A 22,010-nucleotide genomic window follows, 5' to 3' on the forward strand; every position below is an offset into this window, starting at 1 on the left:
CTAGTTCTTCCGGCACTGGCCATTCTCGTGTCCGGCTCCCGGTCCCGCATCCGGGCCGGACCGGGACCGGGCCGCCGTGTCGGTTCCGTATCGGCGGCCTGTCGGCGGGAACGGCGAGGGTGGACGGCCCAGCCACGTCACACGGGAGCCGTCGATGCCACAGCCCGAGCCCTTTCCCCTCCGCCGGATCCGGGTCGTCGCCGCCCGGCGGGTCACCCCGCGCATGATCAGGGTCACCTTCGGTGGCGAGGGCCTCTCCGAGCTCCGGCTCGCCGGGCCCGACCAGCAGGTGAAGCTGTACTTCCCCCGGCCGTCCGGCCGCGCCGAGCCGGTGCTGCCCGCGCCGGATCCGGACGGCGACGTGATGCGCTGGTACGCGGCGTACGGAGCGATTCCGGAGGCCGAGCGTCCATGGATGCGGAGCTACACCCTCCGGGCCCATGATCCGGCCGCGGCCACCGTGACCATCGACTTCTTCGTCCACGAAGACCGGCTCCATGGGCCCGCGACACGCTGGGCGCTGGCCGCGCGGCCCGGCGACACGCTGGGCATGTTCGGACCGTCGGCGTACTTCGCCGAGCCGATCGTCCTCGGGGGCGGCGGACTGGACGCTGCTGGTCGCCGACGGGTGCTCCCTCCCGGCGCTCGCCACCCTCGCCGAGGCGCTCCCACCGGGCCACCGCGCCCTCGCCTTCGTCCAGGTCCCCGACGCGGCGGAGGAGCAGCCCCTGGCGACGGCCGGCGCACTGACCGTGCACTGGCTGCACGGGAACGCGTCGGTCGTCGCCGCCGTGCGGGAGGCCGCGCTCCCGTCCGGCGCACCGTACGTGTGGCTCGGCGGAGAGGCCGGGACCGTACGGGCGCTGCGGCTCACCTGATCGACGAGCGCGGGTACGACCGCCGTGCCGTCGACTTCACCGGCTACTGGCGCCACCGCCTCACCCAGGACGACGCGCCCACGCCGGAGGACCTGGCGGAGGCACGGGAACGACTGGAGCAGGCGGGCGGGAGCGCCGGGGGCTGAGGGGCCGGCCCGGACGGGTTCGCGCCGTGGTGGGCTACGAGTACACCTGCCACCAGCGGTCCGCCTCAGCGCGAGCCACTTCGGCGTCGTACCGACTCGCGTCGAAGTGGAGCTCCGGCGGCGGGTACGGCGCGGGGGGTGTGCGCCGCCCGCGGAACCTCCCAGTCCGACCACCGCACGATGCCCCCGAACCTCTGCACGACCACGGCCAGGAAGCCGCAACAGGCACCGGTGCAGTCCGGTTCGCCCAGCTCCAGGCGGCGCGCCTCGCCGGTCGCCCGGAGAGGGCTGGGGCCGCCGGCCGAAAGCCTCAGGCCCCCCGTACGAGAGCCGCCGCCTGCCTCACCGTCAGGGTGCCGCCCTCCTCGTAGCTCCTCGTGTACGTCTCCGGGGGCAGGGCCGCCCGCAGCGCCCGCTCGGCCTGTTCCCGTACCGATGCTTCGGTCCGGCCCGTGAACGGGCGGAAGCCCGCGCCTCCCGCCTCTCCTCGGTGGGCGTCGTACGCGCCCAGGAGCCGGGCTCCGTCCGCGGCTTCGTCCGTCGTGCCGCGGCCGGCCCTCGCCCAGGCCGCCGTCGCGAACTGGCAGACGACGAGGTACGGCGCCACGAGGTACGCGAGGGTCTCGACGTCCCGCACGGCCTGGGCCAGGTGCGCGACGGCGTCTTCGTACGTCCCGTCGAGGCAGTCCAGCCAGCCCCGCAGCCCACCGGTCACTCCGGCGAAGAGATCGGGCACGTTGCCCCCGAACTCACCCTCGATGCGCTCGAGTTGTTCACGCGCCAGGCCCGTGCGTCCGGTGTGCGCGTAGTGCTGGGCGAGCAGCAGCCGGGCCGTGCTGACGGGCTCGCCGGTCGGCGCGCCGGTCTCCTCGGCGGCTTCGGCCAGCAGGCGTTCGGCCTCCTTCCGTGCCGTCGCGTCGGCATCCGGGAGGCGCAGCCGTACGGCGGCGAGGCGGGCCGTGAAGACCGGGACCTGTGAGCGGGCACCGAGGCGGGCCGACGCCTGCGCGGCACGCTCGAAGTCGGCGGCGGCCTCCGGGAGACGGTCTGCCTGTTCGTACGCCTGCCCCCGCGCGCAGAGGGACTCGGCGATGCCCCATGAGTCCTGCTCCCGCTCGAAGAGCGCGAGCGCCCGCTCGGCGTCGTCGAGTCGGTCGCCGAGGAGCTTGGCCCGCAGGAGGAAGGTGAAGGCGAGGTCCCAGCGGTCGCCGTGCGCGCGGCAGGCGGTGACGACGGCCGCCAGCGTGTCGTCGAGGCCGTGGAACTCGCCGGTCATCAGACGGGCGAAGTACCACATCGAACCGGGCTGACGGCAGTTCTGTGGCATACCGGGGCGGTACGCGGAGACGATGGCGGCCAGCCTGGCGCGGGTCTCGGGCCGCTCCATGGCCGTCGCGCCCTCGCCGCCCTCGGCCGCGAGGACCAGCATGCGGCAGCCTCGCCGGGCCTCCCACAGCTGCTCGTCGTTCCACGGCGGCGGCGTGTCGGTGCAGCGCCCGGCGAGGGGCACGGCATGCCGAACGGGCGACGCGAACGGGTCGGGGCCGAGGGCGGCCGCCGCCAGTGACCATGCGCGGGCGTCGGCCTGCCGGGCACGGAGCTGCCAGAACCAGCTCATGGACAGGACGAGGCAGAGCGCCTCCTGTTCCTCCCCACGGTCGACGGCGGTCCGCAGCGCCGCCGTCACATTGTCGTGCTCGGTCTCGAGACGCCGCAGCCAGTCGTCCTGTCCGGGCCCCCGGAGTGCGGCGTCTCCGATGCGGGCGACTTCCCGGTAGTGGACGAGGTGACGCCGTTCGGCGACGGCGCGGTCCCCGCTCTCGTCGAGACGTTCGGCGGCGTACTCGGCGACGGTCTCGAGGAGTCGGTAGCGCATCGTCCCATCGCCCTCGGAGGGCACGGCGACGACGAGCGACTTGTCGACCAGCGCACCGAGGAGGCCGAGGACACGAGCGGCCGGCACGGCGCCTCTCGCGTCCCGGTCGGCATCGGCCGCACCCGCCCCGTCCCGTCCCGGACCCCCGCCCTCGGCAGCCGTCGCGCAGACCGCCTCCGCCGCCGCCAGGTCACAGCCGCCCGAGAAGACCGAGAGCCGGCGCAGTACGGTCCGTTCGCTCCCGTCGAGGAGGTCCCACGACCAGTCCACCACCGCGCGCAGCGTCTGCTGCCGGGGCAGCACCGTCCGGGCCCCGGTGGTCAGCAGCGGAAAGCGGTCGTCGAGCCGTTCGGCGATCTGGCGCGGGGCGAGCAGCCGCAGCCGCGCCGCCGCCAGTTCGATCGCCAGCGGCAGACCGTCGAGGCGGCGGCATATCTCCGCGCATGCCTCGGGGTCGTCCGCCGGGTCGAATCCCGCCCGCGCGGCCGCCCCGCGCTCGGCGAGCAGCCGCAGCGCGCCGTCCGGAGACAGCGGTTCCACCGGTCGTACGAACTCTCCCGGCACCCCCAGCGGCTCGCGGCTGGTGGCGAGCACGGTGACACCCGGGCAGCGGACCAGCAGCTGCTCCACCAGCTCCGCCGCCGCGCCCACCACGTGCTCGCAGTTGTCGAGGACCAGCAGCAGGCGACGCGACGCGCAGTGCTCCACGAGCCGGGTGAGCGTGTCTCGCGCGCTCGGCTCGACGACCGTGGTCCCGCTCCACAGCTGCGTCTCCCGGGCACCGAGTGCGGTCAGGACGGCGGAGGGAACGTCGGACTCCGAGCGTACGGAGGCGAGTTCGGCGACCCGTACCCCCTCCTGCCAGTGCGGCGCACCGCGTTCGGCGGCTTCCAGCGCGAGCCGCGTCTTGCCGACCCCGCCGGTTCCGAGCAGGGTGACGAGTCGCCGCTCCCTCACCTCGCCCACGAGGGCGTCCAGTTCGGCATCGCGTCCGACGAAGGACGTGAGGCGGGCAGGGACGCGGAGGCCTTCCGGCGCGGGAGCGTCGCCCGCCAGCAACTCGGCGTGCAGTTCCCTCAGTTCCTGCCCGGGATCCGTGCCGAGGCGGTCCGCGAGGAGCATGCGGACATCGGCGTACACCTGCAGCGCCTCGGCCGGCCGGCCCGCCGCCCGCAGGGCCCGGATACGAAGGGCCTGGAGTGGCTCGTCCAGCGGATGCTCGGCGGCCAGTGCCGCCAGCGGGGCGACGGCGCTCGCCGCCTCCCCGAGGGCCACGTCGGCGGCCAGACGGTCCCGATGGGCCTGCGTGTGGCGTCGGTCCGCCCGTACGACGAGAGGGTCGGCGTCCCGGCCGGGGAGGTCGGCGAGGGCGGGCCCGCACCACAGCCCGAGCGCCTCGTCGAGGAGACGGGCCGCTCGAGCCGGGTCCCCCGCCGCGAGTGCGCCGGAGCCGTCGGCGGCCAGCCGCTCGAACACATGGAGGTCGATGTCCTCGGGGCCGGCGGCGAGCCGGTACCCGCCGGCCGTGGAGGCGACGGCCTCCCGGCCGAGCGCCCGCCGCAGCCGTCCGACCAGCGCGTGAAGCGCCCCGGTGGGTTCCTCGGGCGGTGCGTCCTCCCAGATCAGGTCGATCAGCTCGCCCGCCCCGACCTCGCGCCCGCCGGCGGCGGCCAGCGCGGCCAGCAGGGCCCGGAGCCGGGCGCCGCTGAGCACGGCCTCGCCGCCGTCGGCCCGGAGGGCGCGGCTCGGGCCGAGGACGCGGTAGCGGAGGATCACCGGCCCATTCTGCCCCGGTCGGTCACAACTCCAGTACGCCGCGTGTCGCCGCCATGGCGTTGAAGGGGTCCGGGTTCGACAATGGTGTCGATGACCGATGACGACCGGGGCACGCACAGTGGCGAGATCGGGCCCACCGAGCGGCTCGCCATGAATCGGACCGGCAGCTTCGACTGGGACCTCGACACGGGCACCATCGACGTCGACGAGGCCGGGCTGCTGGTCTTCGGGCTGGAATCGGGCGGGTTCGACGGGCGCCCGACCTCGCTCATCCAACGCCTTGACCCGGAGGAGCGGACCCGGCTCGACGCGGTGATCCACCGGGCGATCACCAGTGGTGAGACCTCGTACTCCGCGCACTTCCGGACGGAGGACGAGGAAGGTACACCCCAGTGGACGCATGTCCAGGCACGAATTCTGCGGACGGCCGACGGCATGGCCCACCGGATCGTCGGGATCGTCCGGGACACCACCACCGAGGTCGCGCACTCCGAGATCGTCCTGGAGCTGGAGAAGCGCCGCGAGGTGCAGACCAGCATCGTGGAGCGGACCACACACGCGCTGTCGCGTGCCGTGACGGTCGACGACGTGACGGCCGCGATGACCGGCCCCGGCGGGCTCGCCAGGCTCGGCGCGGACGGTCTCGCGCTCGGTCTGGTGGAGAACGGCTCGCTCAACATCATCGCGCTGAGCGGCGAGTCCCTGGACGCCCTGAACGACTTCCGTTCGCGCCGCCTGGACCGGGGCCTGCCGCTCGCCGAGACGGTGCTGAGCGGGCGGCCACGGTTCGTGCCCGCCTTCGCCACGCTCGGCCGGGACTTCCCGGAACTCGCTCCGTACATCGAGCGGCTGAGGTTCACGTCCGCCTGCTATCTGCCCCTGGTCGCGCAGGCCCGCTCGCTCGGCGGCATGGCGCTGTTCTACCGCCGCCGTTCCTCCTTCAACGCCGACGAACGCAACCTGCTGCTCGGCCTCGCCGCGATCGTCGCCCAGTCCCTCCAGCGCGCCCTCCTCTTCGACGAGGAACGAGAACTCGCCACCGGGCTGCAGGAGACGATGCTTCCCCGCCGTATTCCGGCGATCTCCGGCGGCGAGATCGCGGTGCGCTACCACGCGGCGTGGAGCGGGCGGCAGGTCGGCGGTGACTGGTACGACGTGATCCCGCTGCCCCGCGGCCGCGTCGGGATCGTGGTCGGCGACGTCCAGGGCCACGACACCCACGCGGCCGCGATCATGGGCCAGTTGAGGATCGCGCTCAGGGCGTACGCGGGTGAGGGTCACGCGCCCTCGACCGTGCTGGCGCGGGCCTCGCGCTTCCTCGCCGAGCTCGACACGAACCGCTTCGCGACCTGCACCTACGCCCAGGTGGACCTGGGCACCGGTGCCGTGCGCGCGGTGCGCGCAGGGCATCTGGGGCCGCTGATCCGGCACACCGACGGCCGGGTCGGGCAGCCGAAGCTCCGCGGCGGGCTTCCCCTCGGCCTGGCGACCGTGTTCGGGGACGAGGAGTTCCCGGAGACGCGGCTCGACCTGGTCCCGGGCGAGACGCTGGTGCTGTGCACGGACGGTCTGGTCGAACAGCCGGGCTCGGACATCGAGTCCGGCCTGGAAGCGCTGTCGGCGGCGATGAGCAGCGGTCCGCCGCAGGCGGAGGCGCTCGCGGACCATCTGTCGGAACAGCTGTGGGAGCGGTGGGGCGCGGGTGACGACGTGGCTCTGCTGGTGCTGCGGCGCAGCCCGGACCCGGGGACACCGCGGGCGCCGCGCATCCATCAGTACATCCACCAGGCGGATCCGCAGGGACTCTCGGACGCGCGGGCGGCGGTGGGTCAGGCGCTACGGGACTGGAGCATGCCCGAACTGGCCGACGACGCGGAACTGTTGACCGGCGAGCTGCTGGTGAACGTGCTGCTGCACACCGAGGGCGGGGCGGTGCTCACGCTGGAGGTGCTGCCCGAGCCGGTGCGGAGGGTACGGCTCTCGGTGCAGGACCGTTCGAGTGCGTGGCCCCGTCGGCGCACACCGGGCGAGGCGGCGACCTCGGGGCGCGGGCTGCTGCTCCTGGACGCGCTGGCGTCGCGGTGGGGTGTGGAGCCGCGCGGCGAGGGCAAGGCCGTGTGGTGTGAGATCGGCCCGTCGCAGGTGCCGGCCGCGGCCGAGTCACCGGGCCGAGGGTGAGGGTGAGGTGCGCTGATGGATCCCGTGGCGGCGCTGGACCGGATCGCGTTCCTCCTCGAACGCTCCCAGGCGCCGACGTACCGGGTCCGGGCGTTCCGTACCGCGTCCGCGGCCGTCACGGCGATGGCGGACGGCGAGGCGGAGCGACGGGCGAAAGCCGGCACGCTCGAGTCGGTGAAGGGCATCGGGCCGAAGACGGCGGCGGTGATCCGTGAGGCGCTTGAGGGCCGGGTGCCGGAGTACCTGGAGCGCCTGGAGGCCGAGATCCCCGTGCCGGAGGTCAGCGGCGGCGAGGCGCTGCGGGCGGCGTTGCGGGGCGACTGCCATCTGCACTCCGAGTGGTCGGACGGCGGCAGCACGATCGAGGACATGGGCCGCACGGCGGCGCGGATCGGTCACGGGTGGGCGGTCCTGACGGACCACTCGCCGAGCCTGAAGGTCGCGCGCGGGCTGTCGCCGGATCGGCTGCGGGAGCAACTGGACGTGGTGGCACGGCTGAACGAGGAATGGGCGCCGTTCCGGCTGCTGACCGGGATCGAGTGCGACATCCTGGAGGACGGTTCGCTGGACCAGGAGCCGGAGCTGCTCGACCGGCTGGACGTGGTGGTCGGCTCGGTGCACTCGAAGCTGCGGATGGACGCGCCGGCGATGACCCGGCGGATGGTGAGGGCGGTACGCAACCCCCTGATGGACGTCCTCGGGCACTGCACGGGGCGGCTCGTGAGCGGGGGGCGGTTGCGGCCGGAGTCGACCTTCGACGCGGACCGGGTCTTCGCGGCGTGCGTCGAGTCCGGGACGGCGGTGGAGATCAACAGCCGCCCGGAGCGCCTCGATCCGCCGCGGCGGCTGCTGCGGCAGGCGGTGGAGGCCGGGGTGTGGTTCGCGGTGGACACGGACGCGCATGCGCCGGGGCAGTTGGAGTGGCAGATCTTCGGCTGCGCGCGGGCGGAGGAGTGCGGGGTGCCGGCGGAGCGGGTGATCAACACATGGTCGGCGGAGGAGCTGCTGCGGTGGACGCGGGAGCGGTAGCCGTATCGGTTTCGGCCGCGAGAGGTCAGGCGCGCTGCCAGACGGTCGTGGCGTTGCAGAACTCTCGGATGCCGTGGCCGGAGAGTTCGCGGCCGTAGCCGGAGCGCTTCACGCCGCCGAAGGGGAGCGCCGGGTGGGAGGCGGTCATGCCGTTGACGAAGACGCCGCCGGCCTCCAAGTCCCGTACGAAGAAGGCGATGTCCTCGTCGTTGCGGGTCCACACGTTCGAACTGAGCCCGAAGGGCGAGTCGTTGGCGACGGCCACGGCCTCCTCGATGTCGGAGACCGGGTAGAGGGTGGCCACCGGGCCGAACGCCTCTTCCTGGTGGATGCGCATCTGGGGGGTGATGCCGGTGAGGACGGTGACCTTGTAGAACCAGCCGCGGGACCGGTTCTCGGGGCGGCCTCCGCCGCACAGGACGGTCGCGCCCTTCTGTACGGCGTCGTCGACCAGCTCCTCGAGGTCGGCGCGGCCCTGCTCGGTGGCGAGGGGGCCGACGTCGGTGGATTCGTCGAGGGGGTCGCCGACGGTCAGGGCGTTCATGGCGGCGGTGAAGCGTTCGGCGAAGTCGTCGTAGACGTCGTTGTGGACGATGAACCGCTTGGCCGCGATGCAGGACTGGCCGTTGTTCTGGACGCGAGCCGTGACGGCGGTCTTGACGGCCCGCGGCAGGTCGGCGGAGGGCATGACGATGTACGGGTCGCTGCCGCCGAGCTCCAGGACCGTCTTCTTGACCTCGTCGCCCGCGATGGAGGCGACCGAGCGCCCGGCGGGCTCGCTGCCGGTGAGGGTGGCGGCGACGATCCGGCTGTCGCGCAGCACGGCCTCTACGGCCGAGGAGCCGATGAGGAGGGTCTGGAAGCAGCCTTCGGGGAATCCGGCACGGCGGAAGAGATCGCCGAGGTAGAGGGCGGTCCTGGGTACGTTGGAGGCGTGCTTGAGGAGCCCGGTGTTGCCGGCCATGAGCGCCGGCGCGGCGAACCGGACGACCTGCCAGAGCGGGAAGTTCCAGGGCATGACGGCGAGGATGGGGCCGAGGGGGCGGTAGTGGACGCGGGCGGTGTCGGCCCCGGAGTCGTGGACGTCGGCGTCGGCGGGGTGCTCGTCGGCGAGCAGGGCCTCGGCGTGATCGGCGTACCAGCGCATGGCCTTGGCGCACTTGGCGGCCTCGGCACGGGCGGCGATGATCGGCTTGCCCATCTCGGTGGTCATCGTGTGGGCGATGTCCTCGGTGTCCTCGTCGAGCAGGTCTGCCGCGCGCCGCAGAAGGCGGGCGCGTTCGGCGAAGGACGTGGTGCGGTACTGCCGGAACGTCTCGTGCGCGGCGGCGATCCGCCGCTCGACCTCGTCGTGCCCGTGGGCGTCGTAGGTCCGCAGCGTCTCACCGGTCGCGGGGTTCACTGTGGCGATACCCATGTCGTCTCCTCTACCCGTCCGCCCCACAGGAACCCTCCCGCGCCCCACCCACGCCCGCAATCGGGGAGGGGGCGCGGGAGTGACGCCACCTCGGGCGGCCGGCGGGGGCGGCGCCCTTGGGCGATCCGGCCGGGGCCGGGGGCACGCAAGCCCGACGAGCCGGGGTGGACACGGGCACGGACCAGGCGGCGGGGCGAGGCGGCGGCTTCGGAGGCCCGCACCGGCGGTCGCCGGGGGCGGGATGGGCGCGGCTGCTGCGACCAGCGGCTCTCGGCGACCGGCCGGGGCACCGGGGCGGGGCCTCGGGCGGTTCCCCCGGCGCGGGGCGGAGCCCCTGTCTCGTCAGAGTTTCGGGGAGGGGTGGGGTGGGGGAGATTCCCCGCCCGCGACCCAGCGGAGCGCACCCGTCAGGTGGGCCCTGAACGTCTCGTCCCGGTAGGCCGCCTCCGCGTGACCCAGTGCCGTGAAGAAGACCCGGCCCCGGTCGGCCTCGCGGCACCACACCAGGGGGTGGTCCCGGCCCAGCGTCCCGCCGCGGTACGTCGACTCGTCCGCGCGCGCCAGGACGCGTACCCCCGCCCCCCGCGGGTTCGACGTGAAGTTGTACCACTCGTCCGTCCACTCCCACCGCCCCGGCAGCGACGCCGTCCCGGGGTGGTCGTGGGCGTCCACGCACACCACGCCCGGCTGGATCTCCGGATGGCCGTCGAAGCGCGTCCCGAGGAGTTCTCCGTAGAAGGGCCAGTCCGGCTCCGCATTGGCCGCCGCGTGGATCGCGAGGAATCCCCCGCCCCCACGGACGTACGCCTCGAAGGCCGCCCGGCCCGACGGCCTCAGGACCGTGCCGGTCGTCGACAGGAAGACCACCGCGGCGCACCGCCCCAGCCTCTCGGCCGTGAACACCGCCGGGTCCTCGGTCGTCTCGGCCGCGAAGCCCACCGCCCGCGCCAACTCCACCAGCGCCGCCGCTCCGACCGGAATCGAGTCGTGGCGAAAGCCCGCGGTGCGGGTGTAGATCAGGACGTCCGGGTTCGCCACGAGGTCAGCTCCCTAGGGGTAAGCGCTTTCTCCGCGCGACCGTAGCCACCCGCCGCCCACCCCCGCAAGACCGTTCCGCTCGATCCATTGGCGCATCGGATACATCTCTGTATCTTTTGGCGGGCACCGCGTCCCGCCCGTCGTGAGGAGCACCCATGAGCACTCTCCCGCCCGCCCTGGCCGCCACCGTAGGACCCATGCCCGAGGGCGTCACCATCCCCCTGCCACCCACCTTCGACACGGTCGAGGAGGAGCGCCGGTACCGCAAGGAGCAACTCGCCGCCGGCTTCCGGCTCTTCGGGAAGTTCGGGTTCTCCGAGGGCGTCGCCGGGCACATCACCGTCCGCGACCCCGAGAACCAGCACGCCTTCTGGGTCAACCCGTTCGGGATGAGCTTCAGTCAGATCAAGGCCTCCGATCTGATTCTCGTGGACCAGGACGGCACCCTGCTCTCCGGCAGCCGTCCCGTGAACCGCGCCGCGTTCGTCATCCACTCGCAGGTCCACGCCGCCCGCCCCGACGCGGTCGCCGCCGCGCATTCGCACTCGCTGCACGGCAAGGCGTTCTCCAGCCTCGGCATCCCCCTGGATCCGATCACCCAGGACGCCTGCGCCTTCTTCGAGGACCACGGGATCTACGACGACTACCGGGGCGTCGTCAACGAGCTCGACGAGGGCGAGCGCGTCGCGAAGGCGCTCGGCGAACACAAGGCGGTCATCCTGAAGAACCACGGGCTGCTGACGGTCGGGCACTCGGTGGCCGAGGCCGTCTGGTGGTTCATCACCATGGAACGCTCCTGCCAGGCCCAGCTGTTGGCGATGGCAGCGGGCACACCGCAGCTCATCGACCGCGAGACGGCACTGATCACCCGCGGACAGGTCGGCACCCACCTCGCCGGCTGGTTCCAGGCCCGCCCGCTGTGGGATCAGATCACGGCGTCGGACCCTGACCTGTTCGACTGACCGACGTCTCCGACGCGTCCTCCCGCCCGCTCTCCCGCCCCTCGTCCCGCGCACCCTCCCGCTCGCCCTCAGGCGCGGGCTCCGGCGCGATCTCCCGCGTCGACGCCGCCAACAACGGGGCGAGGAAATCCCGTTCGAGGCTCCCGGGCGGGAGCTCCGCCGGTTCGACGTAGCTCTGCGCCAGGCCGCCTTCGCGCAAGGCGATCAGCATCCGGGCGAACCGGTCCGCGTCCACGGTGAGTTCCCGCCCCGCACGGCGGAGTACGGACGTCAGACCGCGGGCGATCTCGGCCCGCAGCCGGGCGTCGTGCCGGGCGAGCACCCACCCCGCCTGCGGGTCGCGGATGGCGTGCAGGGTGAACTCGGTGGTGACGAGGTACCAGTCCCGCTCGTCCGGCTCCACCCGGGAGGCCAACTCGGCCAGCCGCTCCAGCGTGTACTCCTCGGCGGCCAGCGCGTCGATCGCCTCCGCGAGCCGGCGCACGGTCCGCTCGCTGTGCTCGTCGAAGAGCGCGAGGAACAGCTCTTCCTTGCTGGCGAAGTTCGAGTAGTAGGCGCCCCGGGTGTAGCCCGCCCGCTCGCAGATCTGCTCGATGGAGGTGGCGTGGAATCCGTGCTCCGCGAAGGTCTCCAGAGCGGCCTTCAGCAGGGCGGCCCGGGTCCGGGGCCGACGCTTGGTGACACCTTTCGGCACGGGTGGGCCCTCCTTCGTCCACGATCGGGCACCCCTCGTCCACGACCGGGCGACCACGATACCGGCGCCTCTCGCAGGCACGGATCCGCCCTGGAAGATAAAATTCACCCATGGGAGAGCGGCCCGTCGCGCCTGCCGCACCCGAGCTAGTCCTCGAGATGAACGGGGACGCGACCGTAATGAGTCCGAGCCGGGTCTACCGCATCGGGCGCGACCCCACCAGCGACATCGTCCTCGTGGACGACCGGACGTCCTGGCACCACGCGGTCCTGCGGGCCGTCGCGGGGCATTGGAGGCTGGAGGACGAGGGCAGCACGAACGGCACCTACGCGGACAGCCACCGTGTCGCCGTGCGCGAGGTCGGCCCGGGTACGGTCATACGGTTCGGGCATCCCGGGGACGGCCCGCGCGCCGTACTCTCCGGCACCGCGCCGACGGCCGTGCACGAGCCGGAAGCCGAACCCACAGCCGTGCACGAGCCGGAAGCCGAGCCGACGGCCGTCCACGACCCCGCCACGGAACCGACGGCCGTCCACGACCCCACCGCCGAACCCACGGCGGCCGTACGCGAGCCCGCCAACGAACCGGAACCGGCGCCCCCGCACGCGCCCGACTCCGCGCCGACGCAACTGCACCACCCCGTACCCGCGGCCCCCGCACCCGCCCCGACACCTCCGCCGGAGCCCACGCCCACGCCGGAACCCGCCCCCTCCGCCCCCGCCCCGCCACCGCACGAGCCCGGACCCTCCACCCCCGCGCCCCCGCCCCCGCCCGTGCCGGCCCCCGAGCCGCCGACCCCCGCGCCTCCCCCCGTACCGACCCCTGAACCGCCCGCCCCCGCGCCCCCGCGGACGCCGCCGCGGCCCTCCTCCGTGTCCCATCCGGCCGCCACCGGAACCTTCCGGCAGCCGACCTCCGTGAGGCCGCTGCCCACCCGTACCGTGCGCATCGGCCGCGGACCGGACAACGATCTGGTCGTCGACGACCTCGTGGTCTCACGGCGCCATGCCGAACTGCTGGCCCAGCCGGACGGCACGTACTGGATCCACGACCTCGGCAGTCACAACGGCACCTTCCTCAACGGCCATCCCGTGGACAGCGCCCGTGTGACCCCGGACGACATCGTCGGCATCGGCCACTCCGCGTTCTGCCTCATCGGCGGGCAGCTCGTCGAGTACACGGACACCGGCGAGATCTCCCTCGACGTCCAGGACCTGGCGGTCACCGTCGACCGCGGCCGGAAGACCCTCCTCGACGACGTCTCCTTCCCCGTCGGGCAGAAGTGTCTCCTCGCCGTCGTCGGACCGTCCGGCGCCGGCAAGTCCACCCTGCTCGGCGCGCTCACGGGCCAGCGCCCGGCCGACCGCGGCACGGTCTTCTACGACGGACGGGACCTCTACCGGGACTACGCGGAGCTGCGCCAGCGCATCGGGCTCGTCCCCCAGGACGACATCCTGCACCTCCAGCTCACCGTGCGGCGCGCCCTCGGATACGCCGCCGAGCTGCGCTTCCCCGAGGACACCGCGGCGGACGAGCGCCGGGCCCGGGTCGACGAGGTCATCGCCGAACTCGGCCTCGGCGAACGGGCGGAACAGCCCATCCACAGTCTCTCCGGTGGTCAGCGCAAACGGGTCAGCGTGGCCCTGGAGCTGCTCACCAAGCCGTCGCTGCTCTTCCTCGACGAGCCGACCTCCGGCCTCGACCCGGGCATGGACCGCTCGGTGATGCACATGCTGCGCGGGCTGGCCGACGACGGCCGTACGGTCATCGTCGTCACCCACAGCGTGCTGAGCCTGGACGTCTGCGACCGGCTGCTGGTGCTCGCGCCCGGCGGCCGGGTCGCGTACTACGGGCCGCCGGACGACACATTGGACTTCTTCGGGTTCGCGCAGTGGCCGGAGGCGTTCGAGGCCTTCGAGAAGGAGCGCGGCCGCGACTGGGCGGGCCAGTACCGCTCCTCCCGCTTCCACCGGCGGTACATCGCCGACGCGATGGACCGGACGAGCCTCCCGAGCGCCGGTACGGCACCGGAGATCGGAGCGGCGCCCAAGGCGCAGAGCTGGGGCTCCCAGCTTCGTACGCTGGTGCGCCGCTATGTCGCCGCCCTGGCCGCCGACCGGATGTTCCTGGCCATCATGATCGCCCTGCCGTTCGTGATGGGTGCGATGGCCCGCGCCCTGTCGGAGGGCAGTCTCAACCCCGAGTCGACTTTGAACGTCCTGCTCATCCTCTGCGTCGGCGGTGTCCTGACGGGTGCCGCCAACGCGGTGCGCGAGCTGGTGAAGGAACGCACGATCTACCGGCGCGAGAGAGCCGTCGGCCTGTCACGTTCCGCGTATCTCATGTCGAAGGTCGTGGTGCTGGGTCTGATCACGGTCGTCCAGGCCGTGGTCCTGACCCTGGTCGCGCTGATCGGCGTGCCGCTGAACGTGCCGGGCGGCGAGGGCGTGCTCTTCCCGCCCCTCGTGGAGCTCACGCTCGCGGTAGCGCTGCTGTCCTTCACCGCGATGATGCTCGGTCTGTTCGTCTCCGCCCTGGTGCGCAAGGAGGAGATGACCATGCCGTTGCTCGTCCTCCTCGCCATCGTCCAGGTGGTGTTCTGCGGGGCGCTGCTCAAGGTCACCGGGACACCGGTCCTCGAACAGCTGGCGTGGCTGGTGCCGTCGCGGTGGGCGTTCGCGGCGATGGGCGCCACCATCGACATCGGGACGACCGCGCCGAGCGAGAAGACGACAGATCCGCTCATGGACCACACCCTGGAAGCCTGGCTCTTCGACATGGGGATGCTGGTCGTGCTCTGTCTCGTGCTCGGCTTCGTCATCGCGCGGCTGCTGCGGCGCCAGGAGCCGGTGATCATGCGCAAGTGAGCAGAGAGGCAGGCGGTTCATGGGTGTCCCGGCCACTCCCCCGGTACCGGAGTACGTACCGGACTTCCGGCCGACGCATGTCGTGCCGCGTGACGGGCTGCCCGCCTGGGAGGCCCCTGATCCGGGTCTGCCCACCGTGCCGCTCGACGCCTTCCTGCCGGTGGAACTCCTGCAGCGGGTCGGCGACTGGGGGCAGATCCTGTGCTCGAACGGCTGGGCCGCCTGGGTCGACGCCCGGCTGCTCGTCTCCGTGCCCGTGGACCCTCCGGAGGCCCGTAAGCCGCTCGCCAGGACCGCCGACCCGCGGCCGCTGATCGCCCGGGCGGAGGAGTCGCTGGGGCGCTTCCGGCGGGCCGCCGAGGAGCTGGCGGCGGGCGGGACGGACCGGGACACGTTCCGGCGGCGCACGTTCGGGCTGAGGGTCGGCATGGTGGTCGACGGCGAGTCGCTGTGGCTGTACGACGGGGAGCACGAGCGCTGGGTGTACTGCGACGGGAGCGGGCTCAGCACGTACGCGGCCTCGTCCGCGCCGTCGGCGTCGGCCGCCGTACCCGCGGGCGAGGAAGCCGGCGCCGGGCACCAGCCGACGCGTGTGGTGCCGCAGCTCGACGAGAGCGACGGAGACGAGAACGGCACGAAGAAGGGCCCCCGGAAGCCGCCGGCCGGGCCGCCGCCGCCCACCCAGGTCGTGGACGTCAAGGACCTGCCGGGTGAGGACCGATGACCGACGCGTCCCGGGACGCGGATCTCCCCGTCGGCCGGGATTCCGGGCTCATCGGCAAACAGATCGCGAACTACGTCGTGGAGGCGGAGATCGGGCGCGGCGGCATGGCGGTCGTGTACCGGGCGCGCGACCTGCGCCTGGACCGGACGGTGGCCCTGAAGCTCCTCGCCCCCGAACTGGCCCGCAACGACACCTTTCGCAAGCGGTTCGCCCACGAGTCGCGGGTGGCCGCGGCGATCGACCATCCGCACATCGTGCCGGTCTTCGAGGCGGGCGAGACGGAGGGCGTGCTGTACATCGCGATGCGGTACGTCGCCGGGCAGGACCTGAGGGCGCTCCTGGACCGTGAGGGCGCGCTGCCGCCGGTGAAGGCGGGGCGGATCGCCGTCCAGGTGGCGTCCGCGCTGGACGCGGCGCACGCGCACGATCTGGTGCACCGGGACGTGAAGCCGGGCAACATCCTGGTCGCCGAGGGAACCGACCGCGACCATCCGGAGCATGTGTACCTCACGGACTTCGGGCTCACGAAGAAGTCGTTGTCGCTGACCGGTCTGACGACGGTGGGGCAGTTCGTGGGCACCCTCGACTACGTGGCGCCGGAGCAGATCTCGGGGAAGCCGGTGGACGGCCGGTGCGACGTGTACAGCCTGGCCTGCGTGGTCTACGAGACGCTCACCGGGGCGCCGCCGTTCCGCCGTGACGACGACATGGCGCTGCTCTGGGCGCATCAGTACGATCCGCCGCCACCGGTCTCGTCGGAGCGGCCGGAACTGCCGGAGGCCGGGGACGAGGTGCTCGCGAAGGCGCTGGCCAAGGAGCCGGAGGAGCGGTACGGGACGTGCCTGGAGTTCGTCGGTGCGCTGCGGGCGGCGCTGGAGCGGGGAGGCAAGGGGCCGGGCGAGCGCGGTGGGACGCGCCGCAGTCCGCAGCCGCCGACTCCTCCGCTCCCGCCGCCGACCTGGGCGCGGCCGGTGTTCCGGGATCCGTCCTGACACAGCAGGTACGGACCGTGGGGAAGGAACTCAGTGGGTACGCGTGTCCTTCCGGTCCTCGTGCGAGAACTTCAGTGGGTACGCGCGTCCTTCCGACCCTCGTCCACTTCGCCGCGGCGGTGGACCGGTTTGGCGAGCAGTCCGCCGAGGAGTCCCGCGACGAGTCCCCAGAGGAGGGCGAGGCCGGCGCTCTTCCAGACCGCGGGCCGCAGTACCACCTGGCCGCCCAGTGATTCGAGTTCGCCGATGCCGAGGATGGAGAGCCCGAACCGCGCCTCGACGAGCGTGACGGGGGTGATGACCAGCATGGTCAGGGCGAACGCGATCCCCATGCGGAGGGCGTGCTGCCAGAGCCGGGTGCGGGCGGGCGAGCGGACGGCGGCGAGGAAGGACACGGCCAGCACCAGGACGGCGGCCACGGGGAGCAGCCACCAGGCCCGGGAGTCGTACGAGGTGAGGGAGGACAGGTCCACGGTGGAGAGGCCGGCGGTGTCGGTGCGCAGCACGGCGTCGAGAATCGGGGGCATGGGCAACCCGAACGGCCCCTCGACCGTGCCCTCCCAGGAGCTGCCGATGCCGACGCCGAGGGCGAGCCAGCTGACGTTGGGCAGGCCGAGCAGGATCACGGCCCAGGTCTCGGCGGCGTGGCCCCTGGTGGTCGCCACGACGATGCCGATGACCAGACCGACGACGACGTACGCGAGCACCAGGAGCAGCATGGCGTGCGCAGCGGGGCGTACGGCTTCCTGATAGCGGACGAGGCGGGGCGGCAACGGGCTGCGGGAGACCAGCAGGGCCATGAGAAGGACGCCGAGGATCCACAGGAGACCGAAGCCGAGGGTGGCGCCGAGGTCGGTGCGGAAGCCGACGGTGGGGTCGGCCGCGTCGAGGAGTTCGCCGAAGAGGTCGGACACTGTGTCCTCGGTCTCGCCGCCGCCGATCGAGACGGGGAAGTCGTGCTGGGCGACGGCGGAGAGGCAGGCCAGGGCGACCAGCCACAGCACGACGGTGCCGGCGGCCCGCGCGAGGAGGTCACGGGTCCTGGCGACGGCGTGGTGGCGGAGCGGGAGCAGGAAGCAGATACCGGTGACCAGAGCGCCCACGAGGGTGACCGTGAGCGGCATGGCGGTGAGTTCGGCGTTCGTACCGGCGAGTGCGCCGGCGTCGCCGGAGAGGTCGATCTGTCCGCCCGCGGCCATGACGACGACCGCGGCGACGATACTGACGAAGCCTCCTGGCAGGTCCGCGGCGCCCGCGGCCCAGAGGCCGAGCGCGGCGACGACGGCCATCGCGAGGAGACCGGCGAGGACGGCGGCCAGGGCTTCGCCCCATTGGCGGGCGAGTTGCCGGGCGCCGTGCGCCGGTCGGGAAGGGGTGGGCGGCTGACGGCTCACGCTGTCCACGCTAGTACCGGCGGGTGCCGTCCGCTTGCGGGCGGGACGGGTTCGGCGCACACAATGGGCGCGGAACGGAAGAAAGGGAAAAACGTGACTTCCCACCCGCCGTCCGGCCGCCCCTCGGTTCCCCCCTCAGGTCCGCCTTCGGGTCCCCTCTCGGGCCCGAGCACCAGTCCAGGGGCCGCCGGTCCACCGCCGCCCCCCGATCGGCCGCATGACGGCTCGGGGGGCGGATCGGGCGGTTCCGGCGGCCCAGGCGGCCCCGGGGACGGAGGCGGCGCAGGGGGTACGGGCGGTGGCTCGAACGGCCCCTGGTGGCGTTCCGTCCCCAAGGTCGCCTCGATCACCGCCATCCTGGTGGCCGCCATCGCCCTGGTGGTCGTGCTCACCCGCCCCGACGGCAATGGTGGCGACAGCGCCGCGGGGGGCGGCGAGGTGTTCCTGCAGAACGCCTCCGCCACGGGCCCCGACCCGTTCACCCCGTCCACGGCCCGCACCCCCAGCGCCTCACCGACGGCCGCGCCGCTGCCCAGTCCGACGCGAACGGCGGACGCCAACGCCACGCGCAGCGTCAGCGGTTCCGCGGCGGGCCTGTACGGCGGTACGCGCAACGTGGCGAGCTGTGACGTCGAGCAGCAGGTCCGCTATCTGACCGACGAGCCGGCCAAGAACGCGGCCTTCGCCTCGGTCCAGAAGATCTCCGCCAACGAAGTCCCCGGCTATCTCCGCTCCTTGACCCCGCTTCAACTGCGGGTCGACACCCGTGTCACCAACCACGGCTACCGGGGCGGCGCCGCCAACCCGTACCAGGCGGTGCTCCAGGCCGGCACGGCGGTGCTGGTCGACGACCGAGGGGTGCCCCGGGTGCGCTGCGCCTGCGGCAATCCGCTGACGACTCCGGTCCCCCAGAAGGCACCGAAGACGACCGGTACCGCCTGGCCGGGCTACCAGCCGTCCCAAGTGGTCGTCGTGGCACCCTCGGTGCAGGTGGTGAACGTCTTCGTCGTCTACGACCCCGAGGACGACGGCTGGTTCGCACGCAAGCCCGGCGACCACAAGGGGAAGCAGGACAAGCCGACCACTCGGCCGACGGCTCCCCCGTCACCGTCGATCTCCGACTCGGGGACCGGCTCCCCTTCGACGTCCGAGTCCACGCCTGCGACCTGTGTGACGCCGCGGGGTGGCGAGACCGGGAGGCCGTGCCCCACGGGCACCGCCACCACGTCCGCACCCGCCACGGAGGGGTCCGTCTCGCCGCCGAAGTCGGATCCGGCGACGGACGGGACGACCTCGGGCGAGACCACGGACGGCACGACCGGCGACGCGACGGACGGGACGACCGACCGGTCGGCCCCGGCGGTGAATCCCGAGACCTCCGTCACCACCCCGGTCGCCCCCGGGTCGAGCATCACCGGCTCGTCCCCCGGGACGGTTCCGCAGCCCGGACCGGTTCCGCTGCCCGGGCCGGAGGCCCAGTCGGTCGTATGACCGGCCGTCCCCCGCGGCCGCGGTGGACCCCGTCACGGCCGGCGTAACCCGCTCCGACCGTGACACCGACCCCGTACCGGCGCCGTCCGGTACGGGGTTCTCCCTACTGCGCCGCAGTACATCCCGACGACGATCCGGCGGCTCTCGGCACCACGGGTGTCCTCGGTGGTCACGCCGGCTCGCAGGGATGCGGCCGGGACGCGGCCATCGCGGTGCGCCGGCCGGGCCCTTGGCGGCGGGCGATCACGGAACCGACTCCGCGGATCCAGGCGCCGATCCGCAGGGGCTCCGCCACCCGCTCCTCGGCCCGCCGCTGCCACATCCTCTCGTCACGGTCGGTGAGGTGTCCGGACATCGCTCGTCTCCCTTCAATTCCCCTCCGTCCCTCTCGGGACGTGGTGACCAGGCCACTGAGAAGGAGTCTGTAGACTTATTGGCCTGGACAGCAGAGCCAATGAGGAGTGATTGGCATGGCAGAGGGTCGAGTGGTCCGCACTGCGGACCGCACGCTGACGGGCCGCCAGCTGGCGGCGCTGCTCACCCGGCCGCCGGAGGGCAGGTTCGGCTACCGGGAGCTGGCCCGCGCCGTCCGGGAGACCCTCCTCGACGGACGGGTCGCGCTGCGGATGCGGCTGCCCGCCGAGCGGGAGCTGGCCACGGCGCTGACGGTGAGCCGTACGACCGTCACCGGCGCCTACGACCTGCTGCGGGAGAGCGGATACGCGCACAGCCGACGGGGCGCGGGCACCTGGACGGCACTCCCGGACAATCAGGCGCCGATCAGCCTCGCGACGTTCCACGGCCACTCGGACGCCGCGATCGACCTCGCGCTCGCCGCACCCGAGGCCCCGATCGACGAACTCGCCGAAGCACTCGCCACGGCCTCGGCCGAGCTCCCGCGCTACGCACGTGCCCAGGGGTACCACCCGTTCGGGCTACCGGAGCTGCGCAGCGCCATCGCCGACCGCTACACGCGGCGCGGCCTGCCCACCCGCCCCGAACAGATCCTCGTCACGACCGGGGCCCAGCAGGCGGTGTCCCTCGCCCTGGCACTGCTCGGCGGCCCCGGCGACAGGGCGCTCGCCGAGAACCCCTCGTACACCAACGCCCTGGACGCCATGCGCGGCCGGCGGCTGCGCATCACCCCGGTACCGGTCACCGAATCCGGGTGGGACAGCGGGCTGATCGAGGCGGCGCTGCGCCAGACCGCGCCCCGACTCGCCTATCTCATCCCCGACTTCCACAATCCGACCGGGCATCTGATGCCCGAGGCCCAGCGCCGTGAGGTGGCGCGTTCGGCGCATGCCACCGGCACCTGGCTCGTGGTCGACGAGACGCTCGCCGACATCGCCCTGGACGTGCCGGCCCCTCGGCCCTTCGCGGCGGTCGCGGGGCCCGGGCACGGCGAGCAGATCATCAGTGTCGGTTCGCTCAGCAAGGGCTGCTGGGGCGGGCTGCGGGTCGGCTGGGCCCGGGCGTCGGCACGGGTGGTCACCGAGCTGGCTCGGGTCCGCATCACCGCGGATCTGGCGGGTTCCGTCCTCGACCAGCTGGTCGCCGCCGAGCTGATCGACCGGCTGGACACCATGCTGCCGCGCCGCGCGGAGGAGCTGCGCAGGCGCCGCGAGGCGCTGACGACGGCGCTCGCGCGCCATGTCCCGGAGTGGCACTGGACCCAGCCCGCCGGCGGGCTGTGCCTCTGGATCGACCTGGGCCGTCCGATCGCCTCCTCGTTGGCGGGACGGGCGCTGCGGCACGGCGTGCGGGTCGAGGGCGGCGCCCGGTTCGGGGTGGATCCGGGCACCCACGAGCACCGGCTGCGCCTTCCCTTCGCGCTCCCGGCCGACGTCTACGACACGGCGGCCGAGCGCCTGGCGGCGGCCTTGTCGGGAGCTCCGGCCCGGATCTCGGACCCGGACCTGCCGGACTGGGTGGCCTGAGGCGCGACAGGGCGGCGGCCGGGCGGGGCGAAATCCGGATGCCCCGACCCACGGGTCCGTGTACGGTCCACCGAGTGGAACCTCTCACCGACCAACAGATCCGCTCGTCGTTCGTGAACTGCACGAAGGGCGAGGCGAGCCGGCTCAAGCTGCCGCTCGACTTCGCCGAACTCCCGTGGCAGGACCTCGACTTCCTCGGCTGGGTCGACCCGGGCGCGCCGCTGCGCGCCCATCTCGTCGTCCCCCGTGCGGAGGGCCCGCTCGGCATCACGCTGCGGGTGCCCGCGACGAGCCGTACCAGCGCCGTCAAGTCCAGCCTCTGCCAGGTATGTCTCACGGGGCATGCCTCGTCGGGCGTGACCCTGCTCGCGGCGCCGCTCGCCGGCAGCCGGGGGCGCGAGGGGAACACGGTCGGCATCTATGTCTGCGCCGACCTGGCGTGCTCCCTCTACGTCCGCGGCAAGCGGCAGCCCAAGCTGCGGGCCGGGCGCCACGAGGAGTCGCTGACCGTCGAGGGGCGGATCGAGCGGATGACCGCGAACCTCGACGCCTTCCTGGCGAAGGTCACGGCAGGCTAGGGCGTGACCGACGGATCGGGGCCGGACACC

Annotated in this window: 16 protein-coding genes and 1 pseudogene; 11 read left to right on the forward strand and 6 right to left on the reverse strand. The window is 73.1% G+C overall.

Translation table 11 applies throughout. The features are described 5' to 3' along the window. Window positions 1-154: 154 nt before the first annotated feature. Together ACFVZW_RS03970 and ACFVZW_RS03975 are read left to right on the forward strand one after the other, a co-directional pair. Window positions 155-556, forward strand: a pseudogene (locus tag ACFVZW_RS03970) (siderophore-interacting protein); the annotation flags it as partial. After that, on the forward strand, window positions 498-878 hold the full coding sequence (locus tag ACFVZW_RS03975) for a siderophore-interacting protein (protein WP_384516417.1): 381 nt from the start codon (window positions 498-500) through the stop codon (window positions 876-878). The pseudogene ACFVZW_RS03970 and the gene ACFVZW_RS03975, both read left to right, overlap by 59 nt. Before the next feature lie 456 nt (window positions 879-1,334). On the opposite strand, the gene ACFVZW_RS03980 is transcribed toward ACFVZW_RS03975, so the two are convergent. Then, the gene (locus tag ACFVZW_RS03980) at window positions 1,335-4,676 is read right to left on the reverse strand and encodes an ATP-binding protein (RefSeq protein WP_384516353.1); all 3,342 of its coding nucleotides are present in this window, start codon (window positions 4,674-4,676) and stop codon (window positions 1,335-1,337) included. 90 nt (window positions 4,677-4,766) lie between these two features. On the opposite strand from ACFVZW_RS03980, the gene ACFVZW_RS03985 reads away from it, so the two are divergent. After that, a complete protein-coding gene (locus ACFVZW_RS03985; protein ID WP_384516355.1) occupies window positions 4,767-6,854 on the forward strand; it encodes a SpoIIE family protein phosphatase in 2,088 nt (695 codons plus the stop codon). Window positions 6,855-6,869: 15 nt separating this feature from the next. Beyond that, complete coding sequence (locus ACFVZW_RS03990) at window positions 6,870-7,883, forward strand: PHP domain-containing protein (RefSeq protein ID WP_384516357.1); 1,014 nt, start codon at window positions 6,870-6,872, stop codon at window positions 7,881-7,883. Between the two features lie 25 nt (window positions 7,884-7,908). On the opposite strand, the gene ACFVZW_RS03995 is transcribed toward ACFVZW_RS03990, so the two are convergent. After that, window positions 7,909-9,300, reverse strand: a complete 1,392-nt coding sequence (locus tag ACFVZW_RS03995) for an NADP-dependent succinic semialdehyde dehydrogenase (protein ID WP_384516360.1) — start codon at window positions 9,298-9,300, stop codon at window positions 7,909-7,911. Window positions 9,301-9,642: 342 nt separating this feature from the next. Further along, the gene (locus tag ACFVZW_RS04000) at window positions 9,643-10,338 is read right to left on the reverse strand and encodes a ThuA domain-containing protein (RefSeq protein ID WP_384516363.1); all 696 of its coding nucleotides are present in this window, start codon (window positions 10,336-10,338) and stop codon (window positions 9,643-9,645) included. 155 nt (window positions 10,339-10,493) lie between these two features. Between ACFVZW_RS04000 and ACFVZW_RS04005 the strand changes: the two genes are divergently transcribed. Beyond that, on the forward strand, window positions 10,494-11,300 hold the full coding sequence (locus ACFVZW_RS04005; protein ID WP_384516365.1) for a class II aldolase/adducin family protein: 807 nt from the start codon (window positions 10,494-10,496) through the stop codon (window positions 11,298-11,300). On the opposite strand, the gene ACFVZW_RS04010 is transcribed toward ACFVZW_RS04005, so the two are convergent. Further along, window positions 11,269-11,994, reverse strand: coding sequence for a TetR/AcrR family transcriptional regulator (locus ACFVZW_RS04010; RefSeq protein WP_384516367.1), 726 nt, complete (start codon window positions 11,992-11,994; stop codon window positions 11,269-11,271). The two genes, ACFVZW_RS04005 and ACFVZW_RS04010, sit on opposite strands and share 32 nt — an antisense overlap. A gap of 110 nt (window positions 11,995-12,104) precedes the next feature. Between ACFVZW_RS04010 and ACFVZW_RS04015 the strand changes: the two genes are divergently transcribed. From ACFVZW_RS04015 to ACFVZW_RS04025, 3 genes are read left to right on the forward strand one after another with little or no spacing between them, the layout of a single operon-like run. Further along, window positions 12,105-14,861 carry an FHA domain-containing protein gene (locus tag ACFVZW_RS04015; RefSeq protein WP_384516370.1) on the forward strand — a complete coding sequence of 919 codons (2,757 nt, stop codon included), beginning with the start codon at window positions 12,105-12,107 and terminating at the stop codon, window positions 14,859-14,861. A gap of 19 nt (window positions 14,862-14,880) precedes the next feature. Next, window positions 14,881-15,585, forward strand: a complete 705-nt coding sequence (locus ACFVZW_RS04020) for a hypothetical protein (protein WP_384516373.1) — start codon at window positions 14,881-14,883, stop codon at window positions 15,583-15,585. Then, the gene (locus ACFVZW_RS04025; protein WP_384516375.1) at window positions 15,582-16,577 is read left to right on the forward strand and encodes a serine/threonine-protein kinase; all 996 of its coding nucleotides are present in this window, start codon (window positions 15,582-15,584) and stop codon (window positions 16,575-16,577) included. Before ACFVZW_RS04020 ends, ACFVZW_RS04025 begins: the two co-directional genes overlap by 4 nt. 71 nt (window positions 16,578-16,648) lie before the next feature. Here ACFVZW_RS04025 and ACFVZW_RS04030 read toward each other — a convergent pair whose 3' ends face one another. Next, on the reverse strand, window positions 16,649-17,971 hold the full coding sequence (locus ACFVZW_RS04030; RefSeq protein WP_384516380.1) for a streptophobe family protein: 1,323 nt from the start codon (window positions 17,969-17,971) through the stop codon (window positions 16,649-16,651). 93 nt (window positions 17,972-18,064) lie between these two features. Here ACFVZW_RS04030 and ACFVZW_RS04035 point away from each other — a divergent pair, with 93 nt between their 5' ends. Further along, the gene (locus ACFVZW_RS04035; RefSeq protein WP_384516382.1) at window positions 18,065-19,462 is read left to right on the forward strand and encodes a DUF6777 domain-containing protein; all 1,398 of its coding nucleotides are present in this window, start codon (window positions 18,065-18,067) and stop codon (window positions 19,460-19,462) included. Window positions 19,463-19,631: 169 nt separating this feature from the next. Here ACFVZW_RS04035 and ACFVZW_RS04040 read toward each other — a convergent pair whose 3' ends face one another. Continuing rightward, the gene (locus ACFVZW_RS04040) at window positions 19,632-19,817 is read right to left on the reverse strand and encodes a hypothetical protein (RefSeq protein ID WP_384516385.1); all 186 of its coding nucleotides are present in this window, start codon (window positions 19,815-19,817) and stop codon (window positions 19,632-19,634) included. Window positions 19,818-19,932: 115 nt separating this feature from the next. Here ACFVZW_RS04040 and ACFVZW_RS04045 point away from each other — a divergent pair, with 115 nt between their 5' ends. Both ACFVZW_RS04045 and ACFVZW_RS04050 read left to right on the forward strand, forming a co-directional pair. Further along, window positions 19,933-21,402 (forward strand): PLP-dependent aminotransferase family protein, encoded by a 1,470-nt coding sequence (locus tag ACFVZW_RS04045; protein ID WP_384516387.1) that lies wholly within the window; start codon window positions 19,933-19,935, stop codon window positions 21,400-21,402. Window positions 21,403-21,440: 38 nt separating this feature from the next. Next, window positions 21,441-21,980 (forward strand): FBP domain-containing protein, encoded by a 540-nt coding sequence (locus tag ACFVZW_RS04050; RefSeq protein ID WP_384516390.1) that lies wholly within the window; start codon window positions 21,441-21,443, stop codon window positions 21,978-21,980. The last annotated feature ends 30 nt before the right edge of the window (window positions 21,981-22,010 follow it).

The sequence above is a fragment of the Streptomyces sp. NPDC059567 genome (assembly GCF_042735655.1).
Lineage (GTDB): Bacteria > Actinomycetota > Actinomycetes > Streptomycetales > Streptomycetaceae > Streptomyces.